Source organism: Azohydromonas australica DSM 1124 (assembly GCF_000430725.1).
Taxonomy (GTDB): Bacteria; Pseudomonadota; Gammaproteobacteria; order Burkholderiales; family Burkholderiaceae_C; genus Azohydromonas; species Azohydromonas australica.
Window position 1 is genome coordinate 208,362 of sequence record NZ_KE387203.1, and the last position, 18,868, is coordinate 227,229.

Annotated in this window: 14 protein-coding genes and 1 tRNA gene; 10 read left to right on the top strand and 5 right to left on the bottom strand. The window is 71.0% G+C overall.

The window, feature by feature from the left end:
* Positions 1–391: 391 nt before the first annotated feature.
* Both alaS and H537_RS0120045 read right to left on the bottom strand, forming a co-directional pair.
* Positions 392–3,019, bottom strand: coding sequence for an alanine--tRNA ligase (gene alaS, locus H537_RS0120040; RefSeq protein WP_028999254.1), 2,628 nt, complete (start codon positions 3,017–3,019; stop codon positions 392–394).
* A gap of 172 nt (positions 3,020–3,191) precedes the next feature.
* Positions 3,192–4,595, bottom strand: a complete 1,404-nt coding sequence (locus H537_RS0120045; RefSeq protein WP_028999255.1) for an aminotransferase-like domain-containing protein — start codon at positions 4,593–4,595, stop codon at positions 3,192–3,194.
* A gap of 277 nt (positions 4,596–4,872) precedes the next feature.
* Between H537_RS0120045 and gabT the strand changes: the two genes are divergently transcribed.
* The 9 genes from gabT (at position 4,873) to H537_RS0120090 (ending at position 16,075) form a co-directional block, all read left to right on the top strand.
* A complete protein-coding gene (gabT, locus tag H537_RS0120050; RefSeq protein WP_028999256.1) occupies positions 4,873–6,177 on the top strand; it encodes a 4-aminobutyrate--2-oxoglutarate transaminase in 1,305 nt (434 codons plus the stop codon).
* Between the two features lie 14 nt (positions 6,178–6,191).
* Positions 6,192–7,376: an acyl-CoA dehydrogenase gene (locus H537_RS0120055; protein ID WP_028999257.1), complete on the top strand. Its 1,185-nt coding sequence runs from the start codon at positions 6,192–6,194 to the stop codon at positions 7,374–7,376.
* A complete protein-coding gene (locus H537_RS44370) occupies positions 7,373–8,566 on the top strand; it encodes a CaiB/BaiF CoA transferase family protein (RefSeq protein ID WP_084150834.1) in 1,194 nt (397 codons plus the stop codon). Before H537_RS0120055 ends, H537_RS44370 begins: the two co-directional genes overlap by 4 nt.
* Positions 8,567–8,846: 280 nt before the next feature.
* On the top strand, positions 8,847–10,016 hold the full coding sequence (locus H537_RS0120065; protein ID WP_084150835.1) for an ABC transporter ATP-binding protein: 1,170 nt from the start codon (positions 8,847–8,849) through the stop codon (positions 10,014–10,016).
* Positions 10,017–10,107: 91 nt separating this feature from the next.
* Positions 10,108–11,133 carry an ABC transporter substrate-binding protein gene (locus H537_RS0120070; protein ID WP_028999259.1) on the top strand — a complete coding sequence of 342 codons (1,026 nt, stop codon included), beginning with the start codon at positions 10,108–10,110 and terminating at the stop codon, positions 11,131–11,133.
* Between the two features lie 173 nt (positions 11,134–11,306).
* Positions 11,307–12,599: an ABC transporter permease gene (locus tag H537_RS0120075; RefSeq protein ID WP_043459330.1), complete on the top strand. Its 1,293-nt coding sequence runs from the start codon at positions 11,307–11,309 to the stop codon at positions 12,597–12,599.
* 19 nt (positions 12,600–12,618) lie between these two features.
* Positions 12,619–13,443, top strand: coding sequence for an ABC transporter permease (locus H537_RS0120080; protein WP_028999261.1), 825 nt, complete (start codon positions 12,619–12,621; stop codon positions 13,441–13,443).
* A 148-nt stretch (positions 13,444–13,591) separates the two neighbouring features.
* Entirely contained in the window at positions 13,592–15,082 is a 1,491-nt protein-coding gene (locus H537_RS0120085; RefSeq protein WP_028999262.1) for an NAD-dependent succinate-semialdehyde dehydrogenase, read from the top strand.
* A gap of 78 nt (positions 15,083–15,160) precedes the next feature.
* A complete protein-coding gene (locus H537_RS0120090) occupies positions 15,161–16,075 on the top strand; it encodes an aspartyl/asparaginyl beta-hydroxylase domain-containing protein (protein WP_028999263.1) in 915 nt (304 codons plus the stop codon).
* A 67-nt stretch (positions 16,076–16,142) separates the two neighbouring features.
* On the opposite strand, the gene H537_RS0120095 is transcribed toward H537_RS0120090, so the two are convergent.
* Positions 16,143–17,048 carry a GGDEF domain-containing protein gene (locus H537_RS0120095; protein WP_051243017.1) on the bottom strand — a complete coding sequence of 302 codons (906 nt, stop codon included), beginning with the start codon at positions 17,046–17,048 and terminating at the stop codon, positions 16,143–16,145.
* Positions 17,049–17,145: 97 nt separating this feature from the next.
* Positions 17,146–17,219 (bottom strand) — tRNA-Gly (locus H537_RS0120100).
* A 152-nt stretch (positions 17,220–17,371) separates the two neighbouring features.
* On the opposite strand from H537_RS0120100, the gene trmB reads away from it, so the two are divergent.
* Positions 17,372–18,082, top strand: coding sequence for a tRNA (guanosine(46)-N7)-methyltransferase TrmB (gene trmB, locus H537_RS0120105; protein WP_043459332.1), 711 nt, complete (start codon positions 17,372–17,374; stop codon positions 18,080–18,082).
* 93 nt (positions 18,083–18,175) lie between these two features.
* Here trmB and H537_RS0120110 read toward each other — a convergent pair whose 3' ends face one another.
* Positions 18,176–18,853, bottom strand: a complete 678-nt coding sequence (locus tag H537_RS0120110; RefSeq protein ID WP_028999266.1) for a glutathione S-transferase family protein — start codon at positions 18,851–18,853, stop codon at positions 18,176–18,178.
* Between the last annotated feature and the right edge of the window lie 15 nt (positions 18,854–18,868).

The following is an 18,868-nucleotide window of genomic DNA, read 5'->3' on the forward strand; positions in this document are numbered from 1 at the left end:
CGCCGTGCTGCCTGGGGAAATTTCCAGGTCATGGCATCTCGTAAGCCGAGCCGCTTCGCACCCTGATTCGTCACTCCCGCGCAGGCGGGAGTCCAGGCGGCCCCCAAGCCACCGCCAGCAGATCGGGTTGAACGCCGGGGCTCGGATCCTGGTTCGCGGCACCCAGGCTCCGCGCTGACGTGGGGCCGCCTGGATTCCCGCCTTCGCGGGAATGACGAGGTAGTGGGCGGAGCGGGTCAGCTTCGGCGAGCACGAACATCCCAAAGCCCTTGCTCTCTGCCGCCTACCTGCGCCGCTCCACAGCGCCCCAAACAAAAAGCCCGTCGCGCATCCACGCAACGGGCTTTTCAATGCTTGGGCGCCGTCACCGGCGCCCGCGGCTCAAGTCAGTTCACACCCGCTCGGCCACGAAGCCCTGCACCGAGGCCAGCGCCTGGGGCAGCTTGGCGGCGTCGGTGCCGCCGGCCATGGCCATGTCGGGCTTGCCGCCGCCCTTGCCGCCCACCTGCTGGGCCACGAAGTTCACCAGCTCGCCGGCCTTGACCTTGGCCATCGCGTCGGCCGTCACGCCCGCGGCCAGCTGCACCTTGGCGCCGTCCACCGCCGCCAGCACGATGGCCGCGCTCTTGAGCTTGTCCTTGAGCTTGTCCATGGTGTCGCGCAGCGTCTTGGCATCGGCGCCGTCCAGCGTGGCGGCCAGCACCTTCAGGCCCTTGACGTCCACCGCCTGCGCCAGCAGCTCGTCGCCCTTGGACGAGGCGAGCTTGCCCTTGAGCGCGGCAATTTCCTTCTCCAGCGCGCGCACCTGCTCCAGCGTCTGCGCCAGGCGGGCGGGCACGTCGGCCGGCGTGACCTTGAGCGTGCCGGCCACGCTGCTGACCGTGTTTTCCAGCGACTGCACATAGGCCAGCGCGCTCTCGCCCGTGACGGCCTCCACGCGGCGGATGCCCGCCGCCACGCCGCCCTCGGCCACGATCTTGAACAGGCCGATGTCGCCCGTGCGCTGCACGTGCGTGCCGCCGCACAGCTCCCGGGTGGAGCCGATGGTCAGCACGCGCACCTTCTCGCCGTACTTCTCGCCGAACAGCATCATCGCGCCGGTCTTCTGCGCGTCCTCCAGCGCCATCACGGCGGCGTCGGTGGCCTGGTTGGCCAGCACCTCGGCGTTCACGATCGCCTCGACCTTGCGGATCTGCTCGGCCGTCAGCGGCGCGTTGTGCGTGAAGTCGAAGCGCGTGCGCTCGGCGTTGACCAGCGAGCCCTTCTGCTGCACGTGCGCGCCCAGCACCTCGCGCAGCGCCTTGTGCATCAGGTGCGTGGCGCTGTGGTTGCGCACGGTGCGCGCGCGCACTTCGGCATCCACGCGGGCGGTGAACACGTCGCCCACCTCCACCTCGCCCTCGACGATGCGGCCGTGGTGGCCGAACACGGCGGCCTGGATCTTGAGCGTGTCGTCCACGATCACGTGCGAGCGCGCGTTGCGCAGCTCGCCGCGGTCGCCGACCTGGCCGCCGCTCTCGGCGTAGAAGGGCGTGTGGTCCAGCACCACCACTACGTCGTCGCCGGCCGCGGCGCGCTGCACCGGGCTGCCGTCGACGTACAGCGCCACCACGCGGCTCTCCTCGACCAGCAGCTGCTCGTAGCCGCGGAAGGTGGTCTCGGCGCCGCTGTACTCCAGGCCCTGGGCCATCTTGAACTTGCCCGCGGCGCGCGCCTGCTCGCGCTGGCGCGCCATGGCGGCGTTGAAGCCGGCCTCATCGACGGTCAGGCCGCGCTCGCGGCACACGTCGGCCGTGAGGTCGAGCGGGAAGCCGTAGGTATCGTGCAGCTTGAAGGCCAGCTCGCCGTCGAGCACGGCGGGCTTCTGGGCCAGCGCGCTTTCCAGGATCTCCATGCCGTTGGCGATGGTCTGGAAGAAGCGCTCCTCCTCCTGCTTGAGCACTTCCGTCACGCGCAGCTGCGCCTGGCGCAGCTCGGGATAGGCGTCGCCCATCTGGAACACCAGCTCTTCCACCAGCTTGTGGAAGAACGGGGTGCGCGCGCCCAGCTTGTAGCCGTGGCGGATGGCGCGGCGGGTGATGCGGCGCAGCACGTAGCCGCGGCCGGCGTTGCCGGGGATCACGCCGTCGGTGACGGTGAAGGCGCAGGCGCGGATGTGGTCGGCGATGACCTTCAGCGAGGGCGAGTCCTGGTCGCAGTCGCCGGCACCGGCCGCGTCCACGATCTTCTTGGCCGCCTGCAGCAGGCTGACGAACAGGTCGATCTCGTAGTTGGAGTGCACGTGCTGCAGCACCGCCGCGATGCGCTCCAGGCCCATGCCGGTGTCGACGCTGGGCTTGGGGAGCTTGTGCATCACGCCCGCTTCGTCGCGGTTGAACTGCATGAACACGTTGTTCCAGATCTCGATGTAGCGGTCGCCGTCCTCGTCCGGGCTGCCCGGGGGGCCGCCGGCGATCTCGGGACCGTGGTCATAGAAGATCTCGGTGCACGGGCCGCAGGGGCCGGTGTCGCCCATCATCCAGAAGTTGTCGCTGGCGTAGCGCGCGCCCTTGTTGTCGCCGATGCGCACGATGCGCTCGGCCGGCACGCCCACCGTCTTGTTCCAGATCTCGTAGGCCTCGTCGTCCTCGGCGTAGACCGTCACCCACAGCTTGTCCTCGGGCAGCTTGAACACCTTGGTCAGCAGCTCCCAGGCGTAGCTGATGGCGTCGTGCTTGAAGTAGTCGCCGAAGCTGAAGTTGCCCAGCATCTCGAAGAAGGTGTGGTGCCGCGCGGTGTAGCCCACGTTGTCGAGGTCGTTGTGCTTGCCGCCGGCGCGGATGCACTTCTGGGCCGTGGTGGCGCGGCTGTAGGGGCGCTTGTCAAAGCCCAGGAACACGTCCTTGAACTGGTTCATCCCCGCGTTGGTGAACAGCAGCGTGGGGTCGTCGCCGGGCACCACCGGGCTGGACGCCACGATGGCGTGGCCCTTGGACTCGAAGAACTTCAGGAAGGACTGGCGGATCTCGGCGGCTTTCATCCCGGCGGCTTTCTCGAAGGTGTTGGGGTCTCGAACCGGGGCGCTGCGCGCGGTGAGCGCGCTGCCTGAACTTGCGTAAGTCCTTGCCCGGCCGAAACTTTCGATTATAGAAGCGCCGCGCTTAAGCTCTTGAGCGCGGCGCTTCTGCTTGTGCGGTAGAGGAAGACCGTGCTCAGGCCGCGAAGCGCTGTGCGTCCAGGAAGGCGAACAGCCGCTCGTCGCTGCAGTGCGCGACGTTGAAGCGCATCCACGGCGAAGCCAGCATCCCGGGCGAGAACAGGTGCCCGGGGCCCAGCAGGATGTCCTGCTCGGTGGCCTTGTTGGCGGTGAGCGCCGGGTCGGGCATGTCCGGGTGCCGCGCCCACAGGAACATGCCGGCCTTGGGCTCGGCGAAGAGCTCGAAGCCCAGGTCGTCCAGCCGCCCGGCCACGCGCTCGTGCGCCTGCGCCAGCCGCTCGCGCAGCGCCTTCAGGTGCTTGCGCCAGCGCCCTTCCGTCAGCGCGCCATACACCAGCCGCTCGCTGAACTCCGAGGAGGTCAGCCCCGCGATCATCTTGAGCTGCGCCAGGTCCTCCACCAGCTCCGGGTCCGCCACCAGGTAGCCCACGCGCAGGTTGGGCGAGACGGTCTTGGAGAAGCTGCCGATGTGCACCACGCGCGCGAGCTGGTCCAGCCCGGCCAGCGAGGGGCGCGGGTCGGGATCGAGGTCGGCGTAGAGGTCGTTCTCCACGATCACCAGGTCGTGCCGCTCCGCGAGCTGCAGCACGCGGTGCAGCTGCGACAGCGTCGCCACCGAGCCGGTCGGGCTCTGCAGCCGCGGCTGGGTGAAGAACACGCGCGGCCGGTGCTCGGCCAGCAGCGCCTCCAGCGCCGCGAGGTCCCAGCCGGTGGGGGTGCGCGGCACGCCCACGAGCTGCGCGCCCAGGTAGCGCAGGCTGAACAGCAGGTTGGCGTAGCCGGGGTCGTCCACCAGCACCACGTCGCCCGGGCGCACCAGGCGCCGCGCCGCGAGATCCAGCGCCTGGCTGGAGCCGTGGGTGAGCAGCACCTGCTCCGGCGTGACCGCCACCTCCTGCTCGGCCAGCATGTCGCGGATGAGCTGGCGCAGCGGCACGAAGCCCTTGGGGTCGCCGTAGCCGGCCAGGTCCACCTCGCCCACGGCCAGCGCGCGCACGCTGCGCTTGAGGCCGTCCTCGAACAGCCAGTCGTGCGGCAGCCAGCCGCAGCCGGGCTTCATCGACAGGTGCCGGTTCTCGAAGATCTTGCGCAGGTACCACATGGCGTCGAAGGCCGCCGAGCCGGGCCCGGCCGCGCCGGCGGGCTGGCGCTGCGCATCCACCACGCGGCGGCGCACGAAGAAGCCCGAGTGCGGGCGCGACACCAGCCAGCCCTGGGCCACCAGGCGGTCGTAGGCCTCCACCACGGTGAAGACGCTGACCTCGTGCGCCTGCGCGAACTGCCGTATCGACGGCACCTTGGCGCCCGCGCGCAGCGAGCCCTCCTCGATCAGCCGGCGCATGCCCTCGACGATCTGCACCACCAGCGGCGTGGACGATTGGGGATGGAGAGCAAACATCGCGGACGGCCTGGGAAAGGGGGATTGACGGCGGCGGCGAGCGTACCGCGCCGGCGGGCGCCGCAGACGCTTCGGCGGGGCTTTGAAAGAGGCAAACCCGTGCTGTACCGGTGCCCGGGCCTGCACAGTGCACCCGGCGCGGTGGCGGGGCTGTACATGGCTGCGTCGGCGGTGGCTGCCTAGAGTGGGCCATTCCTCATCGTGCCGCCGCCGCGCCGACGTCCCGCGCGGCAGGCCGGCCCCTCACCCCGTCCGAACGCTCTCCTGGAGAAGCCGCATGCACCGCGACCCGCACCTCAACACCAACGCCCACCTGATGGCCCGCCGCCGCGCCGCGCTGCCCGCCGGCATGGGCCAGGCGCATGAAATCTTCGTGCAGCGCGCCGAGAACGCCGAAGTCTGGGACGTCGAAGGCCGCCGCTACATCGACTTCGCCGGCGGCATCGCCGTGCTCAACACCGGCCACCGCCACCCCGCCCTGGTCGCGGCGGTGCAGGAGCAGCTGCAGCGCTTCACCCACACCTGCTTCCAGGTCCTGGCCTACGAGCCCTACGTCGAGCTGGCCGAGCGGCTCAACGCGATGGCGCCGGGCGACTTCGCCAAGAAGAGCTTCTTCCTCACCACCGGCGCCGAGGCCGTGGAGAACGCAGTCAAGATCGCCCGCGCCTACACCAAGCGCTCGGCCGTGATCGCCTTCGGCGGCGCCTTCCACGGCCGCACGCTGCTGGGCATGGCGCTCACCGGCAAGGTCGTGCCCTACAAGGTGGGCTTCGGGCCGATGCCGGCGGAGATCTTCCACGCCAAGTTCCCCTGCCCGCTGCACGGCGTGAGCGTGGAGGACGCCGTCGCCTCGGTCGAGGCGCTGTTCAAGTACGACGTGGAGCCCGCCCGCGTGGCGGCGATCATCCTGGAGCCGGTGCAGGGCGAAGGCGGCTTCTACGTCGCGCCGCCGGCCTTCGTGCGCGCGCTGCGCGACATCTGCGACCGCCACGGCATCGTGCTGATCGCCGACGAGGTGCAGACCGGCGCCGGGCGCACCGGCACCTTCCTGGCCTGCGAGCAGTGGGACGGCGTGGTGCCGGACCTCATCACCATGGCCAAGTCGCTGGGCGGCGGCATGCCGCTGTCGGCGGTGATCGGCCGCGCCGAGATCATGGATGCCCCCGGCCCCGGCGGCCTGGGCGGCACCTACGCCGGCAACCCCCTGGCCTGCGCCGCCGCGCTGGCGGTGCTGGACGCCTTCGAGCGCGAGGACCTGCTCGCGCGCAGCCGCGCCGTGGGCGAGCGCCTGGTGGCCGGCCTGCAGGCCATCGCCGCGCGCCACAGCGTCATCGGCGAGGTGCGCGGCCTGGGCGCGATGGTGGCCGTCGAGCTGTTCGAGGACGGCAATGTGAAACGCCCGGCCGCCGCGCTGACGCAGAAGGTGGTGAAGGCCGCGGCCGAGGCAGGGCTGATCCTGCTGTCCTGCGGCACCCACGCCAACGTCGTGCGCATCCTGGTGCCCTTGACCGCTTCGGACGCGGTGCTGGACGAGGGGCTGACAATCATCGGCAGCGTCTTCGACCACCTGGCCCAAGCCTGAGAAAGGACCCGCCGATGCCCAACGCCCACGCCAAGTTCCACTGGGACGACCCGCTGCTGCTGGAGCAGCAGCTCTCCGAGGACGAGCGCGCGATCCGCGACGCCGCGCGCGCCTACGCGCAGGGGCGCCTCGCGCCGCGCGTGCTCGAAGCCTTCCGCCACGAGCGCACCGACCCGGCCATCTTTCGCGAGATGGGCGAGATCGGCCTGCTGGGCCCGACCATCCCCGAGCAATACGGCGGCGCCGGGCTGAACTACGTCGCCTACGGCCTGATCGCGCGCGAGGTCGAGCGCGTGGACAGCGGCTACCGCTCGATGATGAGCGTGCAGTCCTCGCTGGTGATGGTGCCCATCAACGCCTTCGGCACCGAGGCGCAGAAGCAGAAGTACCTGCCTAGGCTCGCCAGCGGCGAGTGGATCGGCTGCTTCGGCCTGACCGAGCCCGACCACGGCTCCGACCCCGGCAGCATGGCCACCCGCGCGCGCAAGGTGCCGGGCGGCTACGAGCTCACGGGCTCGAAGATGTGGATCACCAATTCGCCGATCGCCGACGTGTTCGTGGTCTGGGCCAAGGACGACGACGGCGCCATCCGCGGCTTCGTGCTGGAGAAGGACTTCAAGGGGCTGTCGGCCCCGGCCATCCACGGCAAGGTGGGGCTGCGCGCCAGCATCACCGGCGAGATCGTGATGGACCGCGTGTTCTGCCCCGAGGAGAACGCCTTTCCGGAGGTGCGCGGCCTCAAGGGCCCGTTCACCTGCCTGAACTCCGCACGCTACGGCATCGCCTGGGGCGCCCTGGGCGCGGCCGAGGACTGCTGGATGCGCGCGCGCCAGTACGTGCTGGACCGCCGGCAGTTCGGCAAGCCGCTGGCGGCCAACCAGCTGATCCAGAAGAAGCTGGCCGACATGCAGACCGAGATCACGCTGGGCCTGCAGGGCGTGCTGCGGCTGGGCCGCATGAAGGACGAGGGCACGGCCGCGGTGGAGATCACCAGCCTCATGAAGCGCAACAGCTGCGGCAAGGCGCTGGACGTCGCCCGCCTGGCGCGCGACATGATGGGCGGCAACGGCATCAGCGACGAGTTCGGCGTGGCGCGCCACCTGGTGAACCTGGAGGTGGTCAACACCTACGAGGGCACGCACGACATCCACGCGCTGATCCTGGGCCGCGCGCAAACCGGGCTGCAGGCCTTCTCGTGAGCAGCCCTGCCCTGCTCGACGGCGTGCGCGTGCTGGACCTCTCGCGCGTGCTCGCCGGCCCGTGGTGCGGCCAGCTGCTGGCCGACTACGGCGCCGACGTGATCAAGGTCGAGCGCCCCGGCGCCGGCGACGACACGCGCGGCTGGGGCCCGCCCTGGTGGGGCGAGGGCGAGCGGCGCACGGCGGCCTACTACCTCAGCGCCAACCGCGGCAAGCGCTCGGTGGCCATCGACCTGGCCAGCGCCGAGGGCGCGGCGATGGTGCGGCAGCTCGCCGCCGAGGCCGACGTGCTGCTGGAGAACTACAAGGTCGGCCAGCTCGCCAAGTACGGGCTGGACCACGCCAGCCTCTCGGCGCTCAACCCGCGGCTGATCTACTGCTCCATCACCGGCTACGGCCAGGACGGGCCCTATGCGCAGGCCGCGGGCTACGACTTCGCGATCCAGGCCACCGGCGGGCTGATGAGCATCACCGGCGAGCGCGACGGCACGCCGGGCACGCAGCCGCAGAAGGTGGGCGTGGCGGTGGCCGACCTCTTCACCGGCGCCTGCGCCGCCACCGCGGTGCTGGCGGCGCTGCACCGGCGCGACGCCACGGGGCTGGGCTGCCACATCGACGCGGCGCTGCTGGACACGCAGGTGGCGATGCTCGCCAACCAGGCCAGCAACTGGCTGGTGGGCGGCCTGCGCCCCAAGCGCATGGGCAACGCGCACCCGAACATCGTGCCCTACCAGGTGTTCGCCACCCGTGACGGCCACATCGTGCTGGCCGTGGGCAACGACGGCCAGTTCGCGCGCTTCTGCGAGCTCGCCGGCCACCCGGAGGTGGCGCGCGACGCGCGCTACGCCACCAACGAGGCCCGCAACGCGCACCGCGCGGCGCTGGTGGTGCAGATCACCGGCTGGATGCTGGAGCGCGACACCGCGGGCTGGATGGCGCTGCTGGAGCCGCACGCGGTGCCTTGCGCGCCGATCCTGGAGGTGCCGGAGGTGTTCACGCACCCGCAGGTGCTGCACCGCGGAATGCAGGTGGCGGTGGATGGCGTGCCGATGGTGGGCACGCCCATGCGCATCGACGGCGAGCGCCCCACGGCGCCGCTGCCGCCGCCGGCCCTAGACGAGCACGGCGACGCGGTGCGCGCCGCGCTGGCCGCGGGCCGGGGGTGGCCGGGGCGGGACGGCAGGGGCTAATCGGCGTACTGAAGCACCGGCCCCACGACGAAACGCCGTCATGCGCGCGAAAGCGGCATGGCGGCTTTTTTTCGGCCGGCACGGGTCGAGCACGGCGTCCTCCCCCACGCCCCTGCCTGGTGCATCCCGTGCACCGCATCGCTCCCCACCCCGCACCAGCGCGGCCGGCTGTACCGGGGTTCAGGCCGATACAGCGAGCGAGCAGCGCCCGCTGTCTGTACATGGTCCCGCGGCCACCCCCGCCGATAGAGTCGCCACCGACCGAACACGAGGCCCGCCCATGCTCGCTGCCGTACAGAAAGCCCAACGCTTCTCCGCCACCGTGCTGCCGCATCCCGCGGCCGCCGGCGCTCCCGCCGGCGCGGCGGCCCCCAACGACGTGCTGGTGCGCTTCCGCGGCGTGCAGAAGACCTACGACGGGGACGCGCTGGTGGTGCGCAACCTCGACCTCGACATCCGCCGCGGCGAGTTCCTCTCGCTGCTGGGCCCCTCGGGCTCGGGCAAGACCACCTGCCTGATGATGCTCGCCGGCTTCGAGTCGCCCACCGCCGGCGAGATCCTCCTCGACGGCCAGCCGATCACGCGCACCCCGCCGCACAAGCGCAACTTCGGCATGGTGTTCCAGAACTACGCGCTGTTCCCGCACCTGACCGTGGCCCAGAACGTGGCCTACCCGCTGACCGTGCGCCGCGTGCCCAAGGCCGAGATCGCGGCCCGCGTGGCCCGGGCGCTGGCCATGGTGCGGCTGGACGGCCGCGACAAGGCCTACCCGCAGCAGCTCTCCGGCGGCCAGCAGCAGCGCGTGGCGCTGGCGCGCGCCATGGTGTTCGAGCCACAGCTGGTGCTCATGGACGAGCCGCTGGGCGCGCTGGACAAGCAGTTGCGCGAGCACATGCAGATCGAGCTCAAGGAGCTGCACCGCCAGCTGGGCGTGACCTTCGTGTACGTCACGCACGACCAGGGCGAGGCGCTGACCATGAGCGACCGCGTGGCGGTGTTCAACGACGGCGCGATCCAGCAGATCGACCCCGTGGAGCGGCTGTACGAGACGCCCGCGAACCGCTTCGTCGCCGGCTTCGTGGGCGACAGCACGCTGCTGCAGGGCGTGGTGGGCGCCGCCAGCGGCGAGAGCTGCGAGCTGGTCTTGCCCGGCGGCGAGCGGCTGGCGGGCATCAACGTCAACGGCGCGCTGCCCGGCGACGCGGTGATGGCCTCGGTGCGGCCCGAGCGCATCGAGGCGCTGTTCACGCCGCCCGCGAACGAGTCCAACACGCTCAAGGCCGCCGTCAACGACGTCATCTACTTCGGCGACCACCTGCGCCTGCGCTGCGCGCTGCCGGGCCAGGCGCAGGCCACCGTCAAGCTGCCGCTGTCGCGCAACGAGCAGCCGGTGGCCGGGCAGACCGTCTGGCTGCACTTCCCCACGCCGTACCTGCGCGTCTACGCCTGAAACGATTCCCCTCGCCGCCTGCGGCCACCGCGGCCGCAACGGCCCCGACCGCCCCCTGGGCAGCACCACAACTCCACCAAAGGAGCGCCGCATGAAGAAGTCCCTTGCCTCGACCCTGACCGCGCTGGCCCTGCCGGCGCTGGCGCAGAGCCAGCTCACCGTCGTCAACTTCGGCGGCGCCAACGGCGCGGCGCAGAAGAAGGCCTTCGTGGAGCCCTTCGAGAAGAGCAGCGGCATCCGGATCCAGGGCGTCGAATACAACGGCGAGCAGGCCAAGGTGAAGGCCATGGTCGAGACCAAGAAGGTCACCTGGGACGTGGTCGAGGTCGAGAGCCCGGACGTGGCCCGCGGCTGCGACGAAGGGCTGTTCGAGAAGCTGGACTACTCGAAGATCGCGCCCAAGGCCGACTTCCAGCCGGCGGCCGTGCACGAGTGCGGCGTGGGCATCTTCATCTGGTCCACGGTCATGGCCTACAACGCCGACAAGATCAAGGACGCCCCGAAGACCTGGGCCGACTTCTGGGACACCAAGAAGTACCCGGGCAAGCGGGCCCTGCGCAAGGGCGCGCGCTACAACCTGGAGTTCGCGCTCATGGCCGACGGCGTGAAGTCCGCCGACGTGTACAAGCTGCTGGCGACCAAGGAAGGCGCCGACCGCGCGTTCAAGAAGCTCACCGAGCTGCGCTCCAGCATCCAGTGGTGGGAGGCCGGCGCGCAGCCGCCGCAGTTCCTGGTGGCCGGCGACGTGGTGATGGCCACCGCCTTCAACGGCCGCATCGACGCCGCGCAGCGCGAGGGCAAGAACCTCAAGATCACCTGGACCGGCGGCATCTACGACCTGGACTACTGGACCATCGTCAAGGGCTCGCCCAACAAGGAGGCGGCCTACAAGTTCATCGCGCACGCCTCCTCGCCCGACGCGCAGGCCGAGTACACGCGGCACATCAACTACGGCCCGACCAACGTGAAGGCCATGCCCAAGGTCGATCCCAAGACGCTGGACCAGCTGCCCACCGCCCCGGCCAACGCCAAGGACGCGCTGCAGTTCAACGTGAAGTTCTGGGCCGACGCCGGCGAGGAGCTGGAGAAGCGCTTCGCGGCCTGGGCGGCGCAGTGATTCCAGCTCGCGACTGCCGCTGAAAGAACCCCGTCATGCCCGCGCAGGCGGGCATCCACGCCGGCCGGGATGCCGCCCGGTGTTCGTGGACACCCGCCTGCGCGGGTGTGACGGAGTCGTTCGGGTCGTCCTCGGGAAACGCAAGACGACCTTCACCCTCATCACCTGACCCCATGACCACCAGCCCAAGCGCCACGCTGGACGCGGCCCACTCCTACGGTTCCCCGCCGCCGCCGGGCTCCGCCGCATTGCGCGCGCAGCTGCGCCGTGCCGGCGCGCGCCGGCGCCTGGGCGCGCTGGCGCTCACGCTGCCGCTGCTGCTGTTCCTGCTGGCGACGCTGCTGGTGCCCATCGGCGCGCTGCTGCTGCGCGCGGTGGAGAACCCCGAGGTCGCCACCACGCTGCAGCGCACCGGCGAGGCGCTGCAGGGCTGGCGCCATGGCGAGCCGCCGGCCGCGGCCTACGCCGCGCTGGCGCAGGACCTGGCCGCCATCGAGGACCGCTCGCAAGCCGGCGCCCTGGCCCGGCGCCTCAACAGCGAGGCCTCGGGCTCGCGCTCGCTGATCATGGGCGCCTACCGCGCCGTGCACGACCGCGAGGAATGGGGCCAGCCCGCCGACGCCGCCGCGGTGCGCGAGAAGCTCCTGACGCTGGACACGCGCTGGAACGAGGAGCGCTACTGGCAGGCCATCGCCAAGAACGCCGCGCGCTGGACGCCCGACTACCTGCTCACCGCCGTGGACCTGCGGCGCGATCCCGAGGGCGGCATCGCGCGCGTGGAGCCCGAGCAGCGCGTGTTCGGCCGCATCCTGGCGCGCACGCTGGGCATCGGCGCGGTGGTGACGCTGCTGTGCGCGCTGCTGGCCTACCCGCTGGCCTGGTGGCTGTCCACGCTGCCGGCGCGCCGGGCCAACATGCTGATGATCCTGGTGCTGGTGCCGTTCTGGACGTCCATCCTGGTGCGCGTGGCTGCCTGGATCGTGCTGCTGCAGCGCGAGGGCCTGGTCAACAGCGCGCTGATGGGGCTGGGCGTGGTGAACGACCCGCTGGAGCTGCTGTTCAACCGCACCGGCGTCGTGATCGCGATGGTGCACATCCTGCTGCCCTTCATGATCCTGCCGCTCTACAGCGTGATGCGCACCGTGCCGCCGAGCTACCTGCGCGCCGCGATCTCGCTGGGCAGCCCGCCGCTGGCGGCCTTCTTCCGCGTGGTGCTGCCGCAGACGCTGCCGGGCGTGGGCGCGGGCGGGCTGCTGGTGTTCATCCTGGCCCTGGGCTACTACGTCACGCCCGCGCTGCTGGGCGGTGCCGACGACCAGATGCTGTCCTACTACATCGCCCAGTACACCAACGTGGACGTGAACTGGGGCATGGCCTGCGCGCTGGGCGCGGTGCTGCTGGCCGCCACGCTGCTGCTCTACGGCGTGTACCGGCGCCTGGCGAGCGCCGAGCTGAGCCTGGGCTGAACCCGCAAGGAGACTCCTGATGTCCACCCTCTCCCTGCCGGCCTTCCCGGCCCACTACACGCTGCTGGACAAGCTGGGCTGGTTCGCGCTGCGCGCCTTCGGCGTGGCGCTGCTGCTGTTCCTGCTGCTGCCGATCCTGGTGATCGTGCCGCTGTCCTTCTCCTCCAGCTCCTTCCTCGCCTACCCGGTGCCGGACTGGAGCCTGCGCTGGTACGAGCAGCTCTTCAGCAGCTCGGACTGGGCGCGCGCCGCCAAGAACAGCTTCATCGTCGCGCCCGCGGCCACGGTGGTGGCCACCGTGCTGGGCACGCTGGCGGCGGTAGGCCTGGCGCGGGTGCAGTTCCCGGGCAAGGGCCTCTTGATGAGCCTGCTGATCCTGCCGATGGTGGTGCCCATCGTCGTGGTGGGCGTGGCCTGCTACCTGTTCTTCGCCCGCATCGGCCTGGCCGACAGCTACCTGGGCCTGGTGGTGGTGCACGCGGCGCTGGGCGCACCCTTCGTGCTGACCACGGTGCTGGCGACGCTGCAGGGCTTCAACCACAACCTGGTGCGCGCCAGCCTGAGCCTGGGCGCCTCGCCGCTGGAGACCTTCTTCCGCGTCACGCTGCCGGTGATCGCGCCGGGCGTGATCTCGGGCGCCCTCTTCGCCTTCGCCACCTCGTTCGACGAGGTGGTGGTGACGCTGTTCATCGCCGGTCCGGAGCAGGTCACGCTGCCGCGGCAGATGTTCGCGGGCATCCGCGAGAACATCAATCCGACCATCGCCGCCGTCGCCACGCTGCTGACGCTCTTCACCACCGCGCTGATGCTGGCGCTGGAGTGGCTGCGCGGACGGCGCGGCTGAGCAGGCGCCGCGGACTTCATCGGCGCGCCCCTGCGCCAGCGCAAGCCGCGCCGGCGACGCCGGCCAACCCCGCACGCTAGAGTCATCGACCCACGGGCGGCGCCGACCCGGCGCGCCGCCCACCGCCATCACCAAGAGGACGACAACCATGGACACGAGCTCCACCCCGCTGGCCCAGCTGCAGGACCCGAGCCTGCTCAAGACCGACGCGCTCATCGGCGGCGAGTGGGTCGGCGCCGAGGCGCGCTTCGAGGTGCGCGACCCTGCCACCGGCCTGGTGCTGGCCGAGGTGCCGAACCTGGGCGCCGCCGAGGCGCGCTCGGCCATCCAGGCCGCCGAGAAGGCCTGGCCGGCGTGGCGTGCCAAGACTGCCAAGGAGCGTGCCGCCATCCTCATGCGCTGGTACCAGCTGCTGCTGCAGAACGCCGAGGACCTGGCGCGCCTCATGACCGCCGAGCAGGGCAAGCCGCTGGCGGAAGCGCGCGGCGAGGTGACCTACGGCGCCAGCTTCATCGAGTGGTTCGCCGAGGAGGCCAAGCGCGTCTACGGCGAGACGGTGCCCACCACCGACAACAACAAGCGCTACCTGGTGCTCAAGCAGCCCATCGGCGTGTGCGCGGCCATCACGCCGTGGAATTTTCCCATTGCGATGATCACGAGGAAGGTCGCGCCCGCCTTGGCAGCCGGTTGTCCCGTGGTGATCAAGCCGGCCGAGGCCACGCCGCTGTCCGCGCTGGCGGTGGCCGAGCTTGCGCAGCGCGCGGGCATGCCCGCAGGCGTGCTCAACATCGTCACCGCCGATGCGCAGCGCTCGATCGAGGTCGGCAAGGTGCTGTGCGACAGCGACACCGTGCGCCACCTGAGCTTCACCGGCTCCACCGAGGTCGGCCGCATCCTGATGCAGCAGTGCGCGCCCACGGTCAAGAAGCTCAGCCTGGAGCTGGGCGGCAACGCGCCCTTCATCGTCTTCGACGACGCGGACCTGGACAGCGCCGTCGAGGGCGCCCTGGCGAGCAAGTACCGCAACGCCGGCCAGACCTGCGTCTGCGCCAACCGGCTGTACGCGCAGGACGGCATCTACGAGGCCTTCGTGTCCAAGCTCACCGAGCGCGCGGCGCAGCTCAAGGTGGGCAACGGCTTCGAGCCCGGCGTGCAGGTGGGCCCGCTGATCGAGCCCGCGGCGCTGGAGAAGGTGGAGGCGCACGTGGCCGACGCGCTGGACAAGGGCGCGCGGCTCATGGGCGGCGGCGCGCGCGTGCAGGGCCTGGGCAGCAACCTGTTCTACGCGCCCACGGTGCTGGCCGACGTCACGCGCGAGATGCTGTGCACGCGCGAGGAGACCTTCGGCCCCGTGGCGCCGGTGCAACGCTTCAGCACCGAGGCCGAGGCCATCGAGCTGGCCAACGCCACCGAGTTCGGCCTGGCGAGCTACTTCTTCAGCCGCGACATCGGCCGCATCTTCCGCGTCGGCGAGGCGCTGGAGTACGGCATGGTGGGCGTGAACACCGGGCTCATTTCCACTGCCGAGGTGCCCTTCGGCGGCGTGAAGCAGTCGGGCCTGGGACGCGAGGGCTCGCACCACGGCATCGACGACTACGTGGAGATGAAATACCTCTGCCTGGGGGACATTCAGAAATAATCGCGCCCGCCCAGACCCCGGCCGAGGGAGTCGCCGCGCGCCCGGCGCGGCCCCCGGCCGGTCTGCTCTTTGACTCCCATGAAACTTGCTCTTGAAACGCGGCACTGGGTGCTGCTGGTTTTCATCGTCTCGGCGCTGTATGCGCATTTCCGTGGCCGCGTGCGCTTTGGCATGGTGCGCGCGCTGCTGGACTTCCAGGTGCTGCTGGCGCCGGTGAACGCGCTGATGTACCTGTTCTCGCGCACGCCGCGCGGGGCCTACATCGACCCGCGCGAGTTTCCCGAGATGAAGGTGCTGACCGACAACTGGCCGCTGATCCGCGAGGAGGCGATGCGGCTGAACGAGGGCGGCGCCATCCGCGCCGCCGAAGGGCACACCGACCTGGGCTTCAACAGCTTCTTCCGCACCGGCTGGAAGCGTTTCTACCTGAGCTGGTACGGGCAGGACCTGCCCTCGGCGCAGCAGCAGTGCCCGCAGACGGTGAAGCTGCTCAAGAGCATCCCGTCGGTGAAGGCGGCGATGTTCGCCTCGCTGCCGCCGGGCGCGACGCTGGTGCGCCACCGCGACCCCTACGCCGGCTCGCTGCGCTACCACCTGGGCCTCGCCACGCCCAACGACGCGGGCTGCTACATCGAGGTGGACGGCCAGCGCTACCACTGGCGCGACGGCGAGGCGGTGATGTTCGACGAGACCTACATCCACCACGCCGCCAACACCACGCAGCAGCAGCGGGTGATCCTGTTCTGCGACGTGGAGCGGCCGCTGTGGTTCGCGCCGGCACGCTGGTTCAACCGCCTCTTCGCGCGCCACGTGATGTCCGCCGCGGCGACGCAGAACGTGCCCGGCGAGCACGTGGGCGCGCTGAACCGCTTCTTCCAGGGCTTCTATGCCGTGCGCAAGAAGGCCAAGGACCTCAAGGCGCGCAGCCGCACGACCTACTACGTGGGTAAGTGGGCGCTGATCCTGGGCGCGCTGTGGGCGCTGTTCTGGTGAGCTTCAGCCGCCATGAACGACGAGGGCCGCAGTCGCGGCCCTTTTTCATGGCGCGGCGGACGCCGCGCTATTCCTCGTCGTTGGCCGCCGGCACCGCGCCGCGCTCGCTGAAGTTGGCGTAGCCGGCGCGGCCCAGCGCGGGCGCCGCGGCGGCCAGCGCCACCGAGCGGCGCAGCAGCTCGTGGGCGTCCTTGCCGTCCTCCGGGCTCAGGCTGATGCCCAGGGCCACGCCCACCGCCACCGCCTCGCCCTGCAGGCTGAAGGGACGCTGCAGCGCGGCGATGAGCTTGTCGGCCACCTTGCGGGCGTCGCCCGGGGCGTCGATCCAGGCCAGCAGCACGGCGAAGCTGTCGGGGCCGATGGAGGCCACCACGTCGCTGGCGCGCAGCCCGGCGCGCAGCCGCACCGCCACCTTGCGCCGCAGCACGTGGGCCGACTCGCCGCCCAGCCGCGCCTGCACGGTGGCGAAGCCCTCCACGCGCACGGCCAGCAGCGCCATCGGCGCGGGCTCGCGCTCGCGCAGCGCCAGCAGGTGGCTGACGTGCTCGATGAGCTGCGCATGGTTGGGCAGCCCGGTGGCGACGTCGGTGGTCCAGGCGCCGCGCTCGGCGTGCTGGATCCGCTGGCGCTCCACGCCCAGCCGCAGCGCGCGCGCCACCTCGCCGGCCGGCGCGCCCAGCGGCAGCAGGTCCTGCACGCCGCGGCGCACCAGCGCCAGGCCGTCCTCGGGGCGTGCGAGGCCCGCCACCAGCGCGCAGTCCAGCACCGTGGACGACAGCGAGGACCAGTTCAGCAGCGCCTGCAGCGCCGCCGCATCGGGCAGCGCCACCCACAGCGCATCGGCCGGCGACTGCTGCAGCAGCGCGGCGGCGGTGTCCAGGTCGCCGCAGGACCGGAGCTGGAAGTCACCCCAGCCGGCGGTTTCCAGCCCGGTCGGTTGCGCACCGACGACGATCACGCGCAAGGGATTCATGGCGGCCTCCTCCAGGCGCTGGCATATGCGCCGCATGGTACGACCGCCGCACAAACGACCAGGGCCGCACGAGGCGGCCCTGGAAGGAGTGGTTCTCTGGAGCGGGCGAAGGGAGTCGAACCCTCGTCTTTGGCTTGGGAAGCCAAGGTAATGCCGTTATACGACGCCCGCGCAGCCGCCTATTATAAGCACTCGGATCGGGGCTTTCGCCCCGGCCGGCGCTTCTTTCGTCCCGCGCCGGCCACGTGTGGCGCGCACGGCACAATGCGGCCCCTTTCGGCGCCGCCTTCCGGCTGCGGCGCGTTTCATCCCCGCTTTCCGCCATGACGACCGACGACGCCTCCGCCCCGACGCCCTCCACTCCCACGCACGAGCGCGCCATCCGCAGCTACGTGCTGCGCGCCGGCCGCATGGGCACGGGCCAGCAGCGCGCGCTGGCCGAGCTGGGCCCGCGCTTCGTGCTGCCCTACCAGGACACGCCGCTGGACCCCGGCGCCGTGTTCGACCGCCAGGCGCCGCTGGTGCTGGAGATCGGCTTCGGCATGGGCGACGCCACCGCGCAGATCGCCGCCAAGCTGCCGGACCACGACTTCATCGGCGTGGAGGTGCACACCCCCGGCGTGGGCGCGCTGCTCAAGCGCATCGGCGAGCAGGAGCTCACGAACCTTCGCATCGTCCAGCACGACGCGGTGCAGGTGCTGGAACACATGATCGCGCCCGCCTCGCTGGCCGGCGTGCACATCTTCTTCCCCGACCCCTGGCACAAAAAGAAGCACAACAAGCGCCGCCTGATCCAGTCGCCCTTCGTGGCCAAGCTGGTCACGCGACTGGCCCCCGGCGGCTACCTGCATTGCGCCACCGACTGGCAGCCCTACGCCGAGCAGATGCTGGAGGTGCTGTCGGCCGAGCCCACCCTGCAGAACACCGCCGAAGGCTACGCGCCGCGCCCCGACTACCGGCCGCTGACCAAGTTCGAGGCCCGCGGCCTGCGCCTGGGCCACGGCGTGTGGGACCTGGTGTTCAAGAAGCGCTGAGACGCCACCAGCGTCCGTGCCTGTGCACGGACGCGCGGGCGGCGAAGGGCGCGAGCTCTGCGAGCGCGCGGCCTGCAGGCCTGAAACCGGGCCTCAGCCGCGCGAGGCGCGGTAGGGCTCTTCCTCGGCGATGAAGTCCTGCTCGGCCAGTGCGTCCTGCACCCAGGCCGCGACGCCGGGCGAGGCCCACACGCGGGCCATGTAGTCGGCCGCGTCCTGTGGCACCGGCAGCGCGTAGGTGCGCAGCCGGCTCACCACGGGCGCGTAATAGGCGTCGGCCGCCGAGAACTCGCCGAACAGGAACGGGCCGCCGCTGGTGCGCAGCGCGTCCTGCCACAGCGCCACGATGCGCGCCACGTCGCGCTGCACGGCCGCGTCGGCCATCGCCTGCGCACCCGCCTCGGCCAGCTGCGCCTCGATGTTCATCCCGCACTTGCTGCGCAGCGCGCCGAAGCCGGCGTGCATCTCGGCGCAGATCGAGCGCGCCCGGGCACGCGCCTTCGCGTCGCGCGGCCAGATCGCGTGCTCGGGGAAGCGGTCGGCCAGGTACTCGGCGATCGCCAGCGTGTCCCAGACCGCGAGGTCACCGTCCACCAGCACCGGCACCTTGCCCACGGGCGAGAACGCGGCGAGCTGCCGGTAGAAGTCCGAGCCCGGCGTGAAGTCGAGCCGCAGCTTCACCTCCTCGAACGCAATGCCGAAGTGCTTCATCAGCACCCAGGGCCGCATGGACCAGGAGGAGTAGTTCTTGTTGCCGATCACCAGACGCATTTCAGGACTCCTTCG